Genomic DNA, 19,500 nt, shown 5'->3' with positions numbered 1-19,500 from the left:
TCAGGCGTCCCTTAATAGGTGATGTTCAGGATGCAGATGCAACGCCAGAGAGGGTATAGAAAATCTAATAGTGCGAGCAACAATTTCTCGTTTGAGCGGTGCGATCTCTGACTGTAGAGCCGCTCCTGCCCATATGGGGGCTCAAGTAATGAGGCAGACATGAAATTTCTTACAGTTGCAGCTATCACGCTGCTGTCATTTCCGGCTGCGCTCGCCGCCGCGCCCTGGACCGACGCACAAATGCAAGAGCTGGCTGAGAGCAGCTTCGCGTCCGTTATCGAGGAATACGACGTGCCGGGGATGGTTGTCGGTGTGACGCACCGCGGGCAGACCTACTATTATGCGGCAGGCCTTGCCTCCCGTGAGGACAACATTGCAGCGTCCCCGGATACGCTTTTCGAGCTTGGGTCGGTGAGCAAACTGTTCAACGTCAGCCTGGCCGCCCTGGCTGAAGCACGCGGCGATGTGGACCTGAACGAGCAGGTCTCAGATCGGCTGCCGGACCTTGAAGGCTCCGCTTTCGGGGACCTGTCGCTGATGGATCTCGCAACTCACAACTCCGGGGGGCTGCCCCTGCAGGTGCCGGAAACTGCAGCAAGCACCGAAGTCCTCGTGGACTGGCTGGCCGATTGGCAGCCAAACGAAGCAGGCACCCGAAGCTACTCGAATATCAGCATTGGTCTCTTGGGGCATATCATTTCCAATGTCCTGTGTATGGGATATGCGGACACGGTGGAGCAGGATCTGTTTCCAGAAATGGGCCTGCAAAGCACCTGGGTGAATGTCCCTAAAGAGGCAATGGAGCGCTACGCATATGGCTACGACCGCAAGACGGACCGTCCAATCCGGGTCAATCCCGGGGTTCTGGACGATGAAGCCTATGGCGTGAAATCCAGCGCGCGCGACATGGTGCGTCTGCTGGAGCTTCACTTGGGGCACGCCAATGCCCCGAAAGACCTCAGCACTGCTCTGGAAAGAACCCGGCAGGGGCTGGGCCGGACAGACGCCTACGTTCAGAACATGATCTGGGAGCAGTATCCTTGGCCGGTCGGTTTGGAACAGATGATTAAAGGCAACAGCTACGCCTACATTCTGAAGCCGCAGCCAATGGAGAAACTCGATCCGCCCTTGCCCCCGCAAGAGAACGTCATCCTCAACAAAACCGGCTCGACCAATGGTTTTGGATCATATGTTGCCCTCCTGCCGGGAGAAGACCTGGGAGTGGTTGTTCTGGCAAACCGGAACATCCCGAACGAAGCACGCATCCGGGCAACTTACGCTTTCATCCAGAGCGTGCTTGCAGATCAGCAGTAATATGGTCTGTGCCGCCGCTTAAACAGCGGCGGCACCAATTATTTGAAGGCTTCCGCAAATGAAGAAGGTGTTTTGGGCACTCGCTCTTCAACTGGCTTGCGCACCCCCGCTTGCAGCGCTCGATACCTGGTCTCTCGAAAAATGCAGCATCTACACGAAAGCCTGGCGCAGTTACGACGCGGGCCTCCCTGAGCTCAGCACAGGGTTTCGGGCTTCAAACGAGTCGTTCATCGCAACCAGCTGCCAAGCCCGGGTTTCGGCCTGCCCCTCAAATGATGCCGACCTTGAGGTTGCGGATCAGCTCAGTTGGATCATGGTGATGGAGGGCGCACCGGGCTCGTTCCTGCCCTTCTCCTGCAGCCAGCCTCCGCAAACAGACCAATGAACCCATTGCGGCTTCCCACCTTGCAGTCACAAACGGGAAAGGCGAGGCTGAGGCGGCCCTCCCAATCGATCCCGAACGTAGGAAAGCCAGCGCATGGACCGTCCCAATCTACCCTTGAACGCCCTGCGCGCCTTCGAGGTTGCCGCACGGCAGGGAAGCTTCACCCAAGCGGCTATTGAGCTGCGGGTCAGCCAGGCAGCTGTGAGCCACCAGATCAAAGGGCTGGAAGACTTACTTGGGGTTCAGCTGTTTACCAGGACGCCCAAGGGCCTGCTCCTTACAGATGAGGCCATAGCCCTGTTCCCTGTGATCAACGACAGCCTTGACCGGGTTGGGCGGGTTCTCGACGGTTTTCTGGACGGGCGGTACCAGGAAACGCTGCATGTGGGAGTTGTCACGACCTTTGCCGTTGGCTGGCTGATGCGGCAGCTGGCCCCTTTCCGCACCGCCCATCCGGGGATCGACCTCCGCATCTGGACCAACAACAACCGGGTGGATATTTCCAAGGAAGGCTTGGATATGGCAATCCGTTTCGGCGCGGGGCGATGGAGCGGGATGGAGGCCGTTCCGCTTATGGAAGCACCGTTGACGCCGCTTTGCTCTCCCCGCCTCGCAGAAAAATTGAAAAAGCCTGCTGATCTGCACGGCCAAGTTCTCTTGCGTTCCTACCGCGCGGATGAGTGGCCAGCATGGTTTGACAAAGCCGGTTCAGTCTGCCCCAACCTGTGCGACCCGATTTTTGACAGCTCCATCGCAATGGCGGACATAGCTGAGACAGGGGCGGGAGTTGCGCTGCTTTCCCCGGCAATGTTTGCAGAGCGATTGGAGGCTGGGCGGCTGGTCGCACCATTTCCAGCTCAAATAGAAACCGGGCGCTACTGGCTAACATATCCTGCTCACAAACCTCCCACACCGGCTATGATCAGCTTTCGAGAATGGGTTCTGGATCGCTCGATCGAAGTAGCCGCATAGCTCGCACAGCATTTGGTAGTCTGGGCTCACAGCCGCCGAATGCCAGCGCGGCATGTCGCTCGGCCAGCCTGGCATTGAATGACCGGTCTGGCGACATCGGCTGCATCGCAGCGATGAGCGTGCCGCATCTGCAATAGAATGCTGCGTCAGCAAACATCTGGAAGGGGAATGGGAGCAAAGTCCCGCATTGCCGCCGTTTGAACCTTGAGTTTGCAAAGGTCGCTTTCTGCGCGTTCCTGCCGTCCAACATAAGCGCAGCGACTCCCCCTACTGCCATAACCTCCAGGCTGAGAATTCCCAGCAGACCTTTCGCCGATGTCAAAAATCAAATCTCTGGTCTTGGGTGCCGCGTTGCAAGATCCCGGTAACGACAGGATCTTCCCGCAAATCCAGCCGCCTTCGGCATTCCGCCACGGCCTCAGCGTCCCGGGCAATTTCCATTCGCTGTTCGTGCAATGCGTCCTCAATTATCTCTGCGATGATCTTCAGAAGGATTTCGAGCAGCGACATTGCTGGTTCAAGCCGGGTGTGCATCTTCAGAGGCAGCGGGCGTTCCGCAGCATCGCGCGGGCCATGCACCAGCCTGCCCCCATCGCCTTTTCTATCGGGGACCCAACGCAGCTGATCTCTTCGGATCAATTCCAACCCCAAATTAAGTGCCTCAGCCCGTCCCAGTACTGCCCCCGCCTCTTCTTCCCGGAGGCTTTGTTCAGCTTCCCGCTCTGTCAAGCTCGCCTCCCGCAGCCGGATCTGCTCTGTCTCCTGTTCCAAAACCCGTTCCCTGGCTTCAACCTCCCTCTCTCTACTCAACACCGTTTCTTCTCTTACTCCGACCTCAGCCTCTTTCTTCTTCAAAGAATTTTCTTCGTCCTCGATGCGGCGAGCCCGCGCTTCCAGCGCCTGCTCCCGCACTTCCAGTTGGGTCTCGAACCGAAGGTTCGCCAGCTGCTCTTCCGCGCGGGCTTTGGCACCGGCCTTGCGCGCGGCGTATTGCTTGGTGGTCAGGCGCTCGTGGCCTGGCCCCTTCCGGAGAAGCCCGCAGGGCCTGCCGACCGCTTCGTAGTAGCGGTCTTGAAAGGCTTTCATCGCCGCCGTGAAGGCGGCCTTCTCCGGGTTTTTCCCGGATCTTTTCTTCCGTGCGGCATGCAGGTGCCGCCCATTATCTACGGACCATTCTTCGAGCTTTCTGGCATTGCCGGCCTCGACCCTGGCGCAAGCGGCCTGCCATTCGGCCAATGCCTTTTCATGCTTTGCCATATTCTTTTTCTGGGTGACCCGGTTCTTGCTCGGGCGCGGCTTCTTCGGCTTTATGGGTTTCGGCAGCAATTCCGGTTTCGGCAATGACGAAAGCGTCTGTGGCTTGTCATGCGCGGCCCGGTATACCGCAGCCGCCGCCTTCCCCACGTGCAGCTTGTTCGCATCCAACCGGGGATCGCCCGCATTCAGTGCGAGGATGTGCATGTGAACATGCGCCTCATCCAGGTGAATGACCCCAGCGAAGGCGACGCCTTCCGGCATCCGCTTCCGGAAATCCCGCACAGCCAAGTCCGCCCACCGGGCGATCTCCTTCTGGTGCCTTGCCCGATCCGCCAAGAAATCCTTGGATGCCATCGGGTGTGAATGGATCTCAGTGTACAATGTCGGCGCATCGGACCGTAGGCTGCGGCTGTAGGCTTTTCCGGATTTCGCGGTCACGGTTTCCCGGATTTCGCTGCATCGCCGATCATGCAGCGCTTGGAGATCACCGACATCCATCGCCCCTTGGCTCAGAACAGGCAGCGGCGCGCGCGGGTTTTCGACATGCATGGAGAAGTCCGGGTTGCGCTGCGCTTCCTCAAACACCTGACGCGCACAGTTCCACTGATCTTTGGTTCCCTTCACCTTCTTCGGCTTGCGGGAATAAGTTTCGATATGGATGAATTGGTATGCCATTTCGCGGTACTCCTTTTTTCATCGAGTACGCGACCTCGGCGAAAACGCAAAAGCGGATCCGACCCATAACACCCTGTAAATTATCGGGTTTCTGTTGCAATATTGTTTTTCTGAGACTTGGGGCAGCACAAAATGGCGCGCCGCACGCGCGCAGATGCTCCCCATAGGGACAGACTATATGTAGCTGAAGCTACCTCGTCTGCCCCTTACGCCGGGGAGGCGCTCCAGCAGCCCTTCGGGTGCTTGCGCGGCCGGTTCCCGGCCTTGCATCAGAGCCGAGCTCGATTGTCTTAATGGGTGAGCGTGGAACTTCTGCCACACGGACACCGACGTTCTCCAATCGCCCCTTGGTTGCCTACCAGTAGTGCAGCCAACTGAGCTCTGATCCTCCCGAGAGCCTGCAATGCCATATTGATTTTCAATAATCTGGAGGTGAGGAGGTTGTTCGGCGGCCTTAAGAAGTCGCATCCTGATCGCCGTTGCGATGAACACTAGGCTTGATCTTCGCCGCTGGACTTTGCGCTTGCATCCAATCCTATTTCAATCAAACGGCGGATGGCCTCGTTTTCAGACTGCAGTCTATGAACGAAGCGAAAGTCTGTGATGCGACTTGCCTGCTCTTCGGTCAGGTTAACGAGCTTTTTGATCGGGTATACGGTTTGCTTAGCCATAAACCTCCAATAAGCGATATGCCGTATATTGACAACGCTCCAATATAACGCATATGCTCTATATGCGGACGGTAGAGGTGTCGTTACCACCTCTCCGCCCTGACCACACTGATCTCGGTTGAGGAGACCACCATGGCTACTGCACCTGTTACCACGCGCATCAGCGCGGCAAAAGACTTGCATACTGCATTTACCGCACCGATTGCGGGCGATAGACCCACCCCAATCTTCCGGACATTTACCGTGCTCATCGACACGGTGGATTCCGCCATCGCGATGGACCGCGACCTGTCGCACAGCATGAGCTGGGACCCCGCAACGAGTGGGGTTGCCGAGGCCGCTGAGAACCAGTGGCAGGACTGCCTTCTGCTCGCATCCGGCGTCTTCGGAGCCGAAACCGCCTCACCTAATGACCGTCCGCTGCAGCGCATGGCCATGCTGCTGCACTTCCTCATCGAAGCTGAGAGTCTGGACGAGGCCCTGCGTTTCCAGCAGCTGATGTATGCGCACCGGGACCTTTTCACCACCGATGATCCCGGTGTCCGCGAAGCGCTGAACCGCGCGGCGCGGCAAGTCGACGCCGTGGTGGAGATTGCAGTGACAGCCCCGGAATTCGCGCCGGTCTGATCCGCCCAATCCCCCCTGAGATAACCTGACCTGGCCAACGCAGCGGATCTCTCCGCCTGCGCCCAGCCGCGTCATGCCCAATTCCAGATTTTCCCGGCAGGTGCCCCATATCCGGTGCCTGCCCCCTCTCCCGCTTTGCGTAAATGGAGTTCTCAATGACCCATACATCAACCGCCACCCCCGCCAAGTTCCCGCCCACCATCCACGCGCGTTGGCGCGAGACCGCCGCGAGCAAGGGCTTTGATATCCTGAAGCGTATCAAAGACCGCTACCACCTGTTGCTGCGCTGCCGGATATGCAGGGCAACGCATATGGGTAAAATTTTCGTGTTAATGAACAGCCAGCCGCAATGCCCGCATTGCATCGAAGCGCGCTGGCAAGGTGATGCCGAGGCCGCAGGTCTAAAGTGGGCAGGCCGCGACCCGCAAAACCGGCACTACGGCTTCTACATCGCGGATTGCGGTCACCGGCTGCGGCGGCAGCTTGAACTAATCAAGCGCGCGGCCGCGGGGATCTGCGACGTGCGCTGCGAGACCTGCCACAGCCGGAAGGAACAAGAGGAAGCCGCCGCGCAAGGCTGGGAGCTGATCAGCCCCGATCCGGACGGGGACCCGAACTATCGTCTGTACCGGCATCTGGAATGCGGACGTGAACAAAGGGTGGCCCGGGTCAACATGCAAACCGGCCGCTTCGGGTGCGGCGGGTGCGGAGAGAACTGGCCTGCCGCGCCAAGCCATCTCTACGCCATGCGGTTCAAGCTTCCAAATGGCGCGCAGCTGGTAAAGCTGGGCTTTTCCCGGAACCCGGATTCCAGGCTGCGCCACCAGCTGCTGAAGCACCGCAGCGTGGAAGCACAGATCCTGAAGACTGTCCCTATGGAGACAGGGCAACGTGCTCTGCAGACTGAGAAACGGCTGCACGCGCGTCTTAAGACCGCCTTTTCGGACAGTATTGCTCCACCCGTTCTTTATGCCGGATCCATCAATGTCAGGAGCGAGATCTATTTCGCGGACGTGACCGCGGAGATCGTCCGGATGCTGGACGAGATCGCCACGGACGGCGCCGCCTGACACTCCTCCATCCGCCCTCTCAGCGCCGCCCCATCCAACCCGGAGTCCGGGGAGGGCGGCGCCCCTTTGCCTGCATCTTATCCGGAGACAACCAATGACACAGTTCCCGCTTCACTCTCCCCGTCCCGCCTGGGTCTCCTTTGGCAAACAGGTCTTGCGCCGGATGATCTCAGATCAAAGCAACGCAGCTGGCAAACGTGACGCCGCCTTTCAGGACCATCCAAAATCCAGACTTTTGGACACGCTCAATGACCTGCCAAGAGCGCAGCACCGGGACAGCGCAGAGCTCGACCAACTCAGGGGAATCGGCATCGACGGATGGGCGCTGGACGACCAAGGGCACAGCCGCCCTGCAACCGTCCTGCCCCCAAGCCGGAGCCTCATCGCGCTGCGCCTTTCCGCCACCTTCACCTCATCCCGCAATGTCCTGGACACTCTGCTGGCTCCGGGTGCCGTGACCGTGCTTTCCGGGTTCCGCACCGCAGACGCAGATCAAATCCTGGCAGTCTGCCGTTGCGGTATTCTGCCCGAAGAGTGGAAGGTCACCACCCGCGGAGATGAACAGCCCCGCGGGCAGAGACTCCGGGTACTTCAAGTTACAACCTCAACTGGTACGTCCCGGACTGGCGATCTCTACCGGTTGGAGCGCAACTTGTGCGAAGCGTTGCAGCAGCCCAGCCCGCTGCTTATTCTGCTTCCGGACGGCGAAAGCCTCCCGGACAATCTCAGTACGGTCCTACCCAACCCGGTCAAGTTGGAGCCGCTGAACCGCGACATCCTCATCACACAGATGGAGCACAGCCACAGCGCAACCGGAAAGATCGACCGGAAGGCCGTGGAACCGGCCCTCCCGGACGACAGTGTGCTGGCCCGACTGGGTGACCCGGATATCCTTCTGGCGCTGCGTGCGCCGGATGCGCGCAGCGTGGCAGAGCGCCTGGCCACGGCGATTTCCCGAACCCGGATGCAGGCAAGCGGAGCCGGTGCCCTCACCCTCGAGGCCATCGGCGGCACCTCTCCTGCCCACCAGGCGGCGGCGGACCTGGTTGCGGACCTGCACAGATGGCAGCGCGGTGAGATCGAGTGGAGCGACATGTCCAGATCTCTGTTGATCCACGGAGAACCCGGAACCGGTAAAACCGTACTGGCCGCGGCCATCGCCGCATCAGCCGGGGTCCCGTTGATCCAAGGATCGTTTGGCGCCTGGCAGGCCAACGGCCACCTTGGCGATATGCTTGCCGCCATGCTGATCTGTTTCCGGGATGCCAAGTTCCACAAACCCTGTGTGCTGTTCATTGATGAGATCGACAGCTGCGGGTCTCGCGCCGACACCGGCGACCGCAATCAAGCCTACCGCCAGCAGGTCATCAACGAGTTCCTGCGGCAGATCGATTTTCTGCACCGCGAAGAGGGCATCCTGCTGATCGGCGCCACCAATTTTCCCGGAAAAATCGACCCGGCTATCCTGCGCCCTGGCCGTTTCGACCTGCATCACGAGATGCCGCTTCCAACCCGGCAACAGATCCTGGTCATGCTTGAGCAAGCCTTCCCGGACTCCCCGCAAGATCTGGGTCCGCTGTCCCGGAAACTGGCCGGACAAACACCGGCCGTCATCGACGCCCGCATCCGCGAGGGCCGGGCGCGAGCGCGGCGCCAGGGTCGCAGCTTCGACCCCGGATTTCTGGAGCGGATCCTCGGCCAGGGACAGAGCTACCGGAAGCAGCTGGATGAGCGCATCGCTGTGCATGAATGCGGGCACGTCATCACGGCGTGGCTCTACGGTGAAGAGATCAAACGTGTTTGTCTCTCCCCCGCCGGCGGGCTGACTGAACGTACCGCGCCGCCGCACGCCGGGCTGGAAGCGGATTTCGACCGGCAGATGACGATCCACCTCGCAGGCCGCGCAGCAGAACGGCTGGTGTTCGGCACCGTCTCCGCCGGGGCAGGCGGCAGCGCGGCATCTGATCTGGCGCAAGCAGCAAAACTTGCTTTGTCGATGGACTATGAACTGGGACTGGGCATTCATGGAAACGCATGGTTAGGGACCCCGGACTTTGCCCGTTTGACTGCAGAAGAACGCAAGCGCCTGCAGGACCAGCTCGACCATGCCGAGGACTTAGCCCGCACCCTCCTGTATCCACACAGGCACCACCTTCAGGAAATGGCCACGGTTCTGACCCGGGAACGCGAGTTTGACGCTAGCACCGTAAAGTCCTGGCTGCAGGCCTTGCCTCGCAAGCCCGGCCCGGATGATGATCCGGAAGTCACCGGAGATGATATCTCAAACGAAGCCACTGCATTCGGCCCAGGTTTCGGATAACTCCCTCCCAGAAATAGTTTGCGCCCGGTGACCTCCCGGAAGCAAACCTCCCGGCGCCGCCGCGCGGCGCCAGACAAGACCCTCGCCAGCCAGGTTATCCACATAAACCCGGCCCCGGGGCGGCATCTCCCTCCTTTCACGGGGGGCCGCCGCCCTCCCGCTCCCGTTATGATGAAGCCAACAGCCGCCGGGGCAGTTCCCGGCCAGATCAGCAGCATCAAAAAAACGCCCCGGGCACCGGCCTGGGAGCGGCGGGAGACCTCGGCCTATGGCGCGGGACCAAAAGAGCTATATCAATTGCCAGCGGGCACCGAACGCGCCCGCCGACAATACCACCGTCCGCCCGACCGATACGACCTGCACTCAAACGCAGCTGCACGCGTTGATGCGCGCCCTGGCCCGCGAAGCCGCCCGCGCCGACCACCGGGACGAGAACAAGCCAGATTAGAACCAATCCTCGGAGGCACCGATGTCCCAGCCCAAACTCCGCGCCGCCATCTACGCTCGTTATTCCAGCGATCTGCAGCGCGACGCTTCCGTCGAGGACCAGATCCGCAGCTGCACAGATTACGCCAAGGCACAGGGACTTGAAGTCGTTTCTACCTACTCTGACCGCGCTATCTCGGGTGCCAGCCTCATGCGCAGTGGCATGCAGGCCCTGCTGCGCGATGCGCGCGGCGGCACCTTCGATGTGCTGGTCTCGGAAGCTCTCGACCGTCTAAGCCGCAACCAGGCCGACATTGCCCATATCTACCAGGAATTTTGCTTCAACGGCCTCCCGATCGAGACCCTCTCGGAAGGGCTGATTTCGGAGATCCATATCGGGCTGAAGGGGACGATGAATGCCTTGCAGCTCAAGGATATCGCGATGAAGACCCACCGCGGCCTCAAGGGGCGCGCTTTGGAGGGCAAATCCGCGGGCGGCAAAGCTTACGGCTACCGCATGAAGCCGCAACTCACGTCCAGCGGCGAGGTGATCCGCGGCGAGCGGGAGATCCACCCGGAAGAGGCAGATGTCGTGCGCCGGATCTTCGCGAACTACGCCCGCGGGCTTTCGCCGAAGAAGATCGCCGAAGCGCTCAACAAGGAGCGCGTGCCTGCCCCGTCCGGCCGCCATTGGGGCGCTTCCACCATTCACGGCAATCGCCAGCGCGGCACCGGCATCCTGAACAATGAGCTCTATATCGGCCGGCAAGTCTGGAACCGGCTGCGTTACGTGAAGGATCCGCAATCCGGCAAGCGCATCTCACGCCTGAACCCGGAAAGCGACTGGACGGTCACCAATGTCCCGCAGTTGCGGATCGTCGAACAGGATCTCTGGGATGCGGTCCGGGCCCGCCAGGGCGAACTGAAGACCGCGGGCACCAATGTCCCGGTCTGGGACCGGCGCCGCCCGAAGACGCTGTTTTCCGGATTGATGGCCTGCGGCTGCTGCGGCGGCGGCTTTGCCAAGATCTCCAAGGACAGCTTCGGATGCTCCCCGGCAAGGAACAAGGGGGCCGCGGTCTGCAGCAACAAGCGCACGATCAAGCAGGCCGACCTGGAAGCCCGGGTGCTGGATGCACTGGCGAACCACCTGATGGATCCGGATGCGGTGCAGGTCTTCTGCGAAGAATACACTGCCGAGCGCAACCGGCTGAAGGCGGCAGCCGCCGGGAACCGCAAGGAAAAGGAACAGGCGCTCGCCCGTGCCAGGCGCGACCACCAGAAGCTTGTGGATGCGATCATCGCGGGCATTCCCGCAGATCAGGTGAAAGACCGGATGATCGAGCTCGACGCGCGGCGCCAGCAACTGGAACGGGAGCTGGAGCATACCCCTGCCCCGGACACGGTGGTGTTTCACCCGTCGATGGCGGAGGCCTACCGCGAGCGGGTGTCTCGGCTGATCCGGACCCTTGGCGCGGCCGAAGGCATGGAAGACGCCAAGGAGGCGCTGCGCGCATTGGTGGAGCGTATCGTGCTGACGCCTGCGGTAGAGGGCACCGGCCTGGATCTGCTCCTTGAGGGCGACCTGGCCGGGCTGTTGCGGCTGGCGGCGGATGCGGGAGGTCCGAACACGAAGAAGGCTCCGGGCGGCGCGCCTGAAGCCTTTGATATTTCTGAGGAAATTGTGTTGGTTGCGGGAGCAGGATTTGAACCTGCGACCTTCAGGTTATGAGCCTGACGAGCTACCTGGCTGCTCCATCCCGCGACAGGTGTTATTGATCGATTAGAGAGTTTTTGGATTTTACTAGGTTTGGCGGTGACCTACTCTCCCAGGGCTTGAGCCCAAGTACCATCGGCGCGACAGTGCTTAACTTCCGGGTTCGGGATGGGACCGGGTGTTTCACTTGTGCTGTGGCCACCAAACCAAGAAAAATCCAAAAGCCTTCGGCTTTTGGATTTGGCGGCAGGCAGCGTGTTTACGCAGTAAACATGCGTTGCCGCCCCCCTGTTGTGTCAGGAGGCGTTTCCAAAAGCGGAAGGCAGTACAATCAACGTTGTCCGTGTTTTTTTGGGATGGTTTGCTTGTTTGGTTTTCGTAACACTGTCTGTTACTGGATCAAATCAAGCCTATCGGGCGATTAGTACCGGTCAGCTGAACGCATTGCTGCGCTTACACCTCCGGCCTATCGGCGTGGTGGTCTTCCACGGCCCTCAGGGATACCTTGTTTTGAGGGGGGCTTCCCGCTTAGATGCCTTCAGCGGTTATCCTGTCCGATCATAGCTACCCAGCACTGCTATTGGCATAACAACTGGTCCACCAGTGGATCGTTCACCCCGGTCCTCTCGTACTAGGGGCAACTCCTCTCAAGTATCCTGCACCCACGGCAGATAGGGACCGAACTGTCTCACGACGTTCTAAACCCAGCTCACGTACCTCTTTAAACGGCGAACAGCCGTACCCTTGGGACCTGCTCCAGCCCCAGGATGAGATGAGCCGACATCGAGGTGCCAAACACTGCCGTCGATATGGACTCTTGGGCAGTATCAGCCTGTTATCCCCGGCGTACCTTTTATCCGTTGAGCGATGGCCCTTCCACGCGGGACCACCGGATCACTATGGCCGACTTTCGTCTCTGCTCGACTTGTCAGTCTTGCAGTCAGGCTGGCTTCTGCCATTGCACTCAACGAGCGATTTCCGACCGCTCTGAGCCAACCTTCGCGCGCCTCCGTTACTCTTTAGGAGGCGACCGCCCCAGTCAAACTACCCGCCACGCAGGGTCCCGGATCCGGATAACGGACCGCGGTTAGACATCAAGAGTGCGAAGGGTGGTATCTCAAGGGAGGCTCCACCGGAACTTGCGTTCCGGCTTCGATGCCTACCACCTATCCTGCACATCACAATCCTGATGCCAGTGCGAAGCTGTAGTAAAGGTGCACGGGGTCTTTCCGTCTAACCGCGGGAAGCCTGCATCTTGACAGGCAATTCAATTTCGCTGAGTCGATGTTGGAGACAGCGGGGAAGTCGTTACGCCATTCGTGCAGGTCGGAACTTACCCGACAAGGAATTTCGCTACCTTAGGACCGTTATAGTTACGGCCGCCGTTTACCTGGGCTTCAATTCGGAGCTCTCACCCCTCCTTTTAACCTTCAGGCACCGGGCAGGCGTCAGACCCTATACGTCGCCTTGCGGCTTCGCAGAGCCCTGTGTTTTTAATAAACAGTCGCCACCCCCTGGTTTGTGCCCCCGGATCCAAGTTGCCTTGAACCCGGGCCTCCTTCTCGCGAACTTACGGAGGTATTTTGCCGAGTTCCTTCAACATCGTTCTCTCAAGCGCCTTGGTATTCTCTACCAGTCCACCTGTGTCGGTTTAGGGTACGGTCTGATGGAGGGCTATTTCCAGGAACCGATCAGCAGCCCATTCAATCCGATAAGAATGAACTACCCTCACGATCCGTCACATCCTCCTGGCCCACGAATATTAACGTGGTTCCCATCGCCTACGCCTTTCGGCCTCGGCTTAGGGGCCGGCTTACCCTGCTCAGATTAGCTTTAAGCAGGAACCCTTGGACTTTCGGCGAGAGTGTCTCTCACACTCTTTGTCGCTACTCATGTCATCATTCTCGCTAGTGATCTCTCCACCGGATGGCTCACGCCCCGGCTTCATCGAAAGCTCCTTGCGTCCAATCTTTCCCGGAGGAAAGTAAGGACGCATGGAACTATGTCACACTACGCTCTGCTACCATGCACTATGTGCATCCTCGGCTTCGGCTCATGGCTTGAGCCCCGTTACATCTTCGCCGCAAGACATCTTAATTAGACCAGTGAGCTGTTACGCTATCTTTAAAGGATGGCTGCTTCTAAGCCAACCTCCTGGTTGTTTTGGACGTCTCACCTGCTTTCCCACTTAGCCATGAATTGGGGGCCTTAGCCGGAGGTCAGGGTTGTTTCCCTCTCCACGACGGACGTTAGCATCCGCCGTGTGTCTGCCATCTAGTACTCCCGGGTATTCGGAGTTTGGTTAGGATCAGTAAGCCTGTGGGGCCCCATTACCCATCCAGTGCTCTACCCCCCGGGGTATTCGGATGACGCTCTACCTAAATAGATTTCGCAGAGAACCAGCTATCTCCGAGTTTGATTGGCCTTTCACCCCTAGGCACAGCTCATCCCGATCCTTTTCAACGGATGTGGGTTCGGCCCTCCAATGCGTGTTACCGCATCTTCAGCCTGGCCATGCCTAGATCACTCGGTTTCGGGTCTGATCCCACGAACTCATGCGCCCTATTAAGACTCGCTTTCGCTGCGCCTCCGCCTAGCGGCTTAAGCTTGCTCGTGAGACCAAGTCGATGACCCATTATACAAAAGGTACGCTGTCAGCCCTCAAGGGGCCTCCAACTGATTGTAGGCGTTCGGTTTCAGGTACTGTTTCACTCCCCTCGCCGGGGTGCTTTTCACCTTTCCCTCACGGTACTGGTTCGCTATCGGTCAGTAAGGAGTACTTAGCCTTCGGAGGTGGTCCTCCGGTCTTCGAACAGGATTTCACGTGTCCCGCCCTACTTAATACGTCCCTCAGAGCTTCCCATACGGGGCTGTCACCCGCTCTGGCTGCGTTTCCCAACGCATTCTGGTCACTCATCAGGCTCGGCTGGTCCGCGTTCGCTCGCCGCTACTAACGGAGTCTCTATTGATGTCCTTTCCTCCGGGTACTTAGATGTTTCAGTTCCCCGGGTTTGCTCTTAAAGACCTATGTATTCAGTCCTTAAGTACCTGGTTAAGCCCATTATAAGCAGCCTTGCGGCTATTATAACAAACTTTCAGGTGGGTTCCCCCATTCAGAGATCTTGGGATCAAAGCCTATTCCCGGCTCCCCCAAGCTTATCGCAGGGTATCACGTCTTTCATCGCCTCTTACTGCCAAGGCATCCACCAAACGCCCTTCTCGCGCTTGATTTGATCCAGAAAGAGACAGTGCAAACTGCCGCGGCACCGGAAGCTGGTAAGAAACCGGCGCCTCTATTTCTGAACCAAAAAGCAAACTATCCCGCTCTCAACCATGTCGGTGGTTGAGAACTTGTTGCATGATCGTGCGATCATGCGGGTTAGTGTACTTGACTTGGACAACACTGTTTTTTCAGCCAGGCAGACCCGTGGATGCCCGAGGAAAGGGGCATGTGCACAGGCTCGCGTCACTTCCGAAGAAGATCGGCACCTCACTGAGGCTCTCCCCTCACGCGGGGCGCCAACAGTATTGTTGATTGTATCTCTCTTAACGATGTCAATGTGTGCGTCTGAAGAACAGACGTTCAAACAGTCAGCAACTGCTTGAAGATATGTTCTTCCATATGGCCACTTCCGGGGAAGTGGTGGGTCGAGGAGGACTTGAACCTCCGGCCTCACGCTTATCAGGCGTGCGCTCTAACCACCTGAGCTACCGACCCATATTGTCCGGGCCGTTTGCATGAGTGGTGGAGCCTAGGAGGATCGAACTCCTGACCTCCTGAATGCAAATCAGGCGCTCTCCCAGCTGAGCTAAGGCCCCTTGCTTTTGGACCCCTGCCGGGCAGGCATCCGATGTTTTCTGAAGAGATATGAGGACGGTCCGGTCCGTATGCGACCAGCTTTGTTTGCTGGTCTTCTGCTAAGTGATGCACGATCAGGAGCAAGCTCCGTGATGCTAGCATCATCCTTAGAAAGGAGGTGATCCAGCCGCAGGTTCCCCTACGGCTACCTTGTTACGACTTCACCCCAGTCGCTGAGCTCACCGTGGTCCGCTGCCTCCTCGAAAGGTTGGCGCACGGCCTTCGGGTAAACCCAACTCCCATGGTGTGACGGGCGGTGTGTACAAGGCCCGGGAACGTATTCACCGCGTCATGCTGTTACGCGATTACTAGCGATTCCGACTTCATGCCGCCGAGTTGCAGACGACAATCCGAACTGAGACAGTTTTTTGGGATTAACCCATTGTCACTGCCATTGTAGCACGTGTGTAGCCCAACCCGTAAGGGCCATGAGGACTTGACGTCATCCACACCTTCCTCCCGCTTATCACGGGCAGTTTCCTTAGAGTGCCCAGCCGAACTGCTGGCAACTAAGGATGTGGGTTGCGCTCGTTGCCGGACTTAACCGAACATCTCACGACACGAGCTGACGACAGCCATGCAGCACCTGTCACTCGGTCACCGAAGTGAAAACCAGATCTCTCTGGCGGTCCGAGGATGTCAAGGGTTGGTAAGGTTCTGCGCGTTGCTTCGAATTAAACCACATGCTCCACCGCTTGTGCGGGCCCCCGTCAATTCCTTTGAGTTTTAACCTTGCGGCCGTACTCCCCAGGCGGAATGCTTAATCCGTTAGGTGTGACACCGACTAGCATGCTAGCCGACGTCTGGCATTCATCGTTTACGGTGTGGACTACCAGGGTATCTAATCCTGTTTGCTCCCCACACTTTCGCACCTCAGCGTCAGTATCGAGCCAGTGAGCCGCCTTCGCCACTGGTGTTCCTCCGAATATCTACGAATTTCACCTCTACACTCGGAATTCCACTCACCTCTCTCGAACTCAAGACTGGGAGTTTTGGAGGCAGTTCCAGGGTTGAGCCCTGGGATTTCACCCCCAACTTTCCAGTCCGCCTACGCGCGCTTTACGCCCAGTAATTCCGAACAACGCTAACCCCCTCCGTATTACCGCGGCTGCTGGCACGGAGTTAGCCGGGGTTTCTTTACCTGCTACTGTCATTATCATCACAGGCGAAAGAGCTTTACGACCCTAAGGCCTTCATCACTCACGCGGCATGGCTGGATCAGGCTTGCGCCCATTGTCCAAGATTCCCCACTGCTGCCTCCCGTAGGAGTCTGGGCCGTGTCTCAGTCCCAGTGTTGCTGATCATCCTCTAAAACCAGCTATAGATCGTAGGCTTGGTAGGCCATTACCCCACCAACTACCTAATCTAACGCGGGCCGATCCTTCTCCGATAAATCTTTCCCCCGAAGGGCGTATAAGGTATTACTCACCGTTTCCAGTGGCTATTCCTTAGAGAAGGGCACGTTCCCACGCGTTACTAACCCGTCCGCCGCTCACCCCGAAGGGCGCGCTCGACTTGCATGTGTTAGGCCTGCCGCCAGCGTTCGTTCTGAGCCAGGATCAAACTCTCAAGTTGAAACGCTCGTTAAAGCGTATCCTTGACGTTCGAACCTCTGCACATCTTCACCAGGAGGCTAATCCTGATGAAAGTCTCTGTTTGTCTGTGCTTCAGTACCAAAGGCACCGAAAGCCGAACAAACAGTGAAGCTGACACCACATCATCGGGCCGGAACCCTAGTGGCGCGATATACAGAAGTCTGATCCATCGAAATGAACCGTGACCGCCCGCATATCTCTTCAGTTATCCATCAATGTCAAAGAGCAAACACCCAGAGGCCAAAAACCAGACCGATGCGCCAATCTTCCGGCGCGCCCGCCTCTTCAAACCCTCAGATGCCGCCGTCTCTCCAGCGTGTCCCACCGTCTCTCCAGTGTGTTTCCCGATCCGTTACCGCGTCGCCCTGTCTGGCTCAGCGTCCCGTCCGGTGTGTCTCAGCAGCGCCTCAGCGCCGCCGGTGAGGGGTGTTCTATGGCGAGCGGCGGGGAGTCGCAACCCCTTTTTTGAAGTTTTGGTGACTTTTTGACCTCGGAGATGCAAAATCTATAATAATCAGAGGCTTAGCCAGGATCTTTTTGTGATTTCAGGCCCCGTTTCCAAGCATTTCAGGGTTCGGAAAAGGTGAGTTTGGAACTCGTGTTGTGAAGCGTTACCAGATGTTGGGTCCTGAAGGCTGGAACACACAAGCGGAGCGGCGAAAAACGAGTCGAATCCAAACCGCAACCTCCGCTCCAAACCTGCCGACTCGCCGCGGCGTCCGTACAAACCGGCGAAAAGACCCTGCCAGATGCCGCAGTCGAGGGCGGCCGCCAAAGGGACGGTGAGTATGCCAAGGCCCGCACGCCATGGCCTCCCACGGCAAGCACGCGATTCGATCACCTGTGCGGGACGCCCGGCCGCCGGCGCGGTCTCCCTGGCTCTGCTCAACAAGCGCAGAGGGCAGCGCTTGCGCGGGACGGCAGCTCTGCATTCCCGCTCTCATATATCTTACAGGCGGGACGCTGCCGCCCGTGCTGCGCGCCTGAGGCCTCGCGGCCCTCAGCGGCTGTGCCCCGGGCAGTGAGGCTCCAGGGCACAGCCGCCGCTGCAAACCTCAGAAATCATCCCAGCCCCGGGCGGCCGGCAGCGCCCCTGCCGCACAGTGCAAGGCTGCCGCGGCCGCCGGGCTCTGAAGCTCCTCGACCGCTGCAGCCCGGGCCGGCGCCGGGGCCGGAACCGGGGCCGGGCTGGCTGCGGCCCTGAACTTGGTGACCTCCTGCGACAGCTGGCTGGCATCGGACGACAACAGGCGGCTGGCAGCAGACGCCTGCTCCACCATCGCGGCATTCTGCTGGGTCACCTGGTCCAGCTGTGAAACACCCAGATTGATTTCGCTCAGCGAGGTCGCCTGCTCCTTGGCCCCCGCCGCAATGCTGCTGATATGGTCGGAAATCGTGCCGACGCTTTGAATGATCTGCTGCAGCTCCTGGCCGGTTCTGCCAACCAGCTCCACACCGCTGGCCACCTGCTGCTTGCTCTGGCCGATCAGCTGCTTGATCTCTCCGGCGGCCCCTGCCGAGCGCTGCGCCAGCGCCCGCACTTCCGAGGCGACAACCGCAAAGCCGCGGCCCGCTTCGCCGGCCCGGGCGGCCTCCACCCCGGCATTCAACGCCAGCAGGTTGGTCTGAAAGGCGATGTCGTCGATCATCCCGATGATCTTGGCGATTTCCTCGGACGAACTCTCGATCTGCGACATCGCCGCCACCGCGTCCGTCACCACCCGGCCGCTGCGCTCTGCCGCGGTCTTGGCGTCGCTGACGATGGACTCCACCTTTTCCGCGCCCTCTGCCGAGGAATGCACCGTGCCGGTCAGCTCCTCGATGGCGGCGGCGGTTTGTTCCAGGGTCGCCGCCTGGCTTTCGGTGCGCTGGGACAGATCGGCGGCCGATTTGGAAATCTCCTCTGCGGTGCGCTCCACCGCACCGGACACCTGCGTCACCGCCCCGATGGCGGTCTCCAGCTGTTCGGCCGACTGATTGAACGCCTCGCCCAGTGCCGCTATGTCCGCTTGCTCCGACAGTGTGACCCGGACCCCCAGATCCCCCTGGCTCATCGCCTCCAGCCCACGGGCGATTTCCTGCAGGCCGAGGCGCCGCTCCGTCACGTCTGTGGCCACTTTGACCACGCGCTCGACGGTGCCGCCCTCGCCGCTGACTGGCGCATAGGTGGCCTGGATCCAAAGTGTGGTGCCCTCCTTGGTCACGCGCGGGAACTGCCCGGTGAAGACCTGGCCCGACGCCAGGCCCGCCCAGAAGTCCTTATACTCTGTGCTGGCGGCAAGCTCCGGCGCCACGAACATGGAATGATGCCGGCCTGTGATCTCGTCCAGCTGGTAGCCGAGCGCGGCCAGGAAATTGCCGTTTGCCGTCAGAACTGTGCCATCGGGCGTGAAATGAACCGTGGCTTGGGTGGCGTCGACCATGTCTGCAATGATCCTGGCGCCATTATCGTGCTCTGCCGGCTGTGCTGCCTTGAATTTGAAAAACAAAATACTTCTCCGCGCATTTCTGAGTCTCTGGGCTCACGTCCGGAGTAGCTTGATTCGACCAGAAATTTCTTAACACCGGCCAGCGTCCCGCGCGGCAAGCCGCAGGCGAGGGCGCCGCGGCGT

At 59.4% G+C, this 19,500-nt stretch carries 10 protein-coding genes, 3 tRNA genes and 3 rRNA genes; 7 read left to right on the top strand and 9 right to left on the bottom strand.

Annotated features, from left to right (window positions below):
- Positions 1-159 precede the first annotated feature (159 nt).
- The gene (ampC, locus tag R2C4_RS03080) at positions 160-1,314 is read left to right on the top strand and encodes a class C beta-lactamase (RefSeq protein ID WP_141889540.1); all 1,155 of its coding nucleotides are present in this window, start codon (positions 160-162) and stop codon (positions 1,312-1,314) included.
- Between the two features lie 478 nt (positions 1,315-1,792).
- Positions 1,793-2,671, top strand: a complete 879-nt coding sequence (locus tag R2C4_RS03075; RefSeq protein ID WP_141889539.1) for a LysR family transcriptional regulator — start codon at positions 1,793-1,795, stop codon at positions 2,669-2,671.
- 318 nt (positions 2,672-2,989) lie between these two features.
- Here the strand turns inward: R2C4_RS03075 and R2C4_RS03070 are convergent, their stop codons facing one another.
- Together R2C4_RS03070 and R2C4_RS03065 are read right to left on the bottom strand one after the other, a co-directional pair.
- Positions 2,990-4,603: a plasmid recombination protein gene (locus tag R2C4_RS03070; RefSeq protein ID WP_141889538.1), complete on the bottom strand. Its 1,614-nt coding sequence runs from the start codon at positions 4,601-4,603 to the stop codon at positions 2,990-2,992.
- A gap of 491 nt (positions 4,604-5,094) precedes the next feature.
- Complete coding sequence (locus tag R2C4_RS03065; protein ID WP_141889537.1) at positions 5,095-5,274, bottom strand: hypothetical protein; 180 nt, start codon at positions 5,272-5,274, stop codon at positions 5,095-5,097.
- 132 nt (positions 5,275-5,406) lie between these two features.
- On the opposite strand from R2C4_RS03065, the gene R2C4_RS03060 reads away from it, so the two are divergent.
- The 5 genes from R2C4_RS03060 (at position 5,407) to R2C4_RS03040 (ending at position 11,449) form a co-directional block, all read left to right on the top strand.
- Positions 5,407-5,901 carry a hypothetical protein gene (locus tag R2C4_RS03060; RefSeq protein ID WP_244940772.1) on the top strand — a complete coding sequence of 165 codons (495 nt, stop codon included), beginning with the start codon at positions 5,407-5,409 and terminating at the stop codon, positions 5,899-5,901.
- A gap of 155 nt (positions 5,902-6,056) precedes the next feature.
- Positions 6,057-6,971, top strand: a complete 915-nt coding sequence (locus R2C4_RS03055) for a GIY-YIG nuclease family protein (protein WP_141889536.1) — start codon at positions 6,057-6,059, stop codon at positions 6,969-6,971.
- Between the two features lie 94 nt (positions 6,972-7,065).
- Positions 7,066-9,291: an AAA family ATPase gene (locus R2C4_RS03050; protein WP_141889535.1), complete on the top strand. Its 2,226-nt coding sequence runs from the start codon at positions 7,066-7,068 to the stop codon at positions 9,289-9,291.
- 268 nt (positions 9,292-9,559) lie between these two features.
- Positions 9,560-9,739 carry a hypothetical protein gene (locus R2C4_RS03045; protein WP_141889534.1) on the top strand — a complete coding sequence of 60 codons (180 nt, stop codon included), beginning with the start codon at positions 9,560-9,562 and terminating at the stop codon, positions 9,737-9,739.
- Between the two features lie 21 nt (positions 9,740-9,760).
- On the top strand, positions 9,761-11,449 hold the full coding sequence (locus R2C4_RS03040) for a recombinase family protein (protein ID WP_141892021.1): 1,689 nt from the start codon (positions 9,761-9,763) through the stop codon (positions 11,447-11,449).
- Here the strand turns inward: R2C4_RS03040 and R2C4_RS03035 are convergent.
- From R2C4_RS03035 to R2C4_RS03005, 7 genes are all read right to left on the bottom strand, one after another.
- Positions 11,406-11,482: transfer RNA gene (locus R2C4_RS03035), tRNA-Met, on the bottom strand. The two genes, R2C4_RS03040 and R2C4_RS03035, sit on opposite strands and share 44 nt — an antisense overlap.
- Before the next feature lie 43 nt (positions 11,483-11,525).
- Positions 11,526-11,640 (bottom strand): 5S ribosomal RNA (gene rrf, locus R2C4_RS03030).
- Positions 11,641-11,834: 194 nt separating this feature from the next.
- Positions 11,835-14,665, bottom strand: a 23S ribosomal RNA gene (locus tag R2C4_RS03025).
- A 410-nt stretch (positions 14,666-15,075) separates the two neighbouring features.
- Positions 15,076-15,152 (bottom strand) — tRNA-Ile (locus R2C4_RS03020).
- A gap of 25 nt (positions 15,153-15,177) precedes the next feature.
- Positions 15,178-15,253, bottom strand: a tRNA-Ala gene (locus R2C4_RS03015).
- A 151-nt stretch (positions 15,254-15,404) separates the two neighbouring features.
- Positions 15,405-16,868, bottom strand: a 16S ribosomal RNA gene (locus R2C4_RS03010).
- The 16S, 23S and 5S rRNA genes sit together here with 3 tRNA genes alongside, the layout of an rRNA operon.
- A 1,075-nt stretch (positions 16,869-17,943) precedes the next feature.
- Complete coding sequence (locus R2C4_RS03005) at positions 17,944-19,377, bottom strand: methyl-accepting chemotaxis protein (RefSeq protein ID WP_141889533.1); 1,434 nt, start codon at positions 19,375-19,377, stop codon at positions 17,944-17,946.
- Positions 19,378-19,500: the final 123 nt, after the last annotated feature.

Source organism: Leisingera aquaemixtae (assembly GCF_006740765.1).
Classification (GTDB): Bacteria; Pseudomonadota; Alphaproteobacteria; order Rhodobacterales; family Rhodobacteraceae; genus Leisingera; species Leisingera aquaemixtae.
Note: the sequence above shows the minus strand (reverse complement) of the source record. Positions and strands in the feature narration are given on the sequence as shown.

Excerpts from the sequence above, each read along its gene's own strand:
- ampC (WP_141889540.1), top strand. The coding sequence starts at position 160 with ATGAAATTTCTTACAGTTGCAGCTATCACGCTGCTGTCATTTCCGGCT.
- R2C4_RS03075 (WP_141889539.1), top strand. The coding sequence starts at position 1,793 with ATGGACCGTCCCAATCTACCCTTGAACGCCCTGCGCGCCTTCGAGGTT.
- R2C4_RS03070 (WP_141889538.1), bottom strand. The coding sequence starts at position 4,603 with ATGGCATACCAATTCATCCATATCGAAACTTATTCCCGCAAGCCGAAG.
- R2C4_RS03065 (WP_141889537.1), bottom strand. The coding sequence starts at position 5,274 with ATGGCTAAGCAAACCGTATACCCGATCAAAAAGCTCGTTAACCTGACC.
- R2C4_RS03060 (WP_244940772.1), top strand. The coding sequence starts at position 5,407 with ATGGCTACTGCACCTGTTACCACGCGCATCAGCGCGGCAAAAGACTTG.
- R2C4_RS03055 (WP_141889536.1), top strand. The coding sequence starts at position 6,057 with ATGACCCATACATCAACCGCCACCCCCGCCAAGTTCCCGCCCACCATC.
- R2C4_RS03050 (WP_141889535.1), top strand. The coding sequence starts at position 7,066 with ATGACACAGTTCCCGCTTCACTCTCCCCGTCCCGCCTGGGTCTCCTTT.
- R2C4_RS03045 (WP_141889534.1), top strand. The coding sequence starts at position 9,560 with ATGGCGCGGGACCAAAAGAGCTATATCAATTGCCAGCGGGCACCGAAC.
- R2C4_RS03040 (WP_141892021.1), top strand. The coding sequence starts at position 9,761 with ATGTCCCAGCCCAAACTCCGCGCCGCCATCTACGCTCGTTATTCCAGC.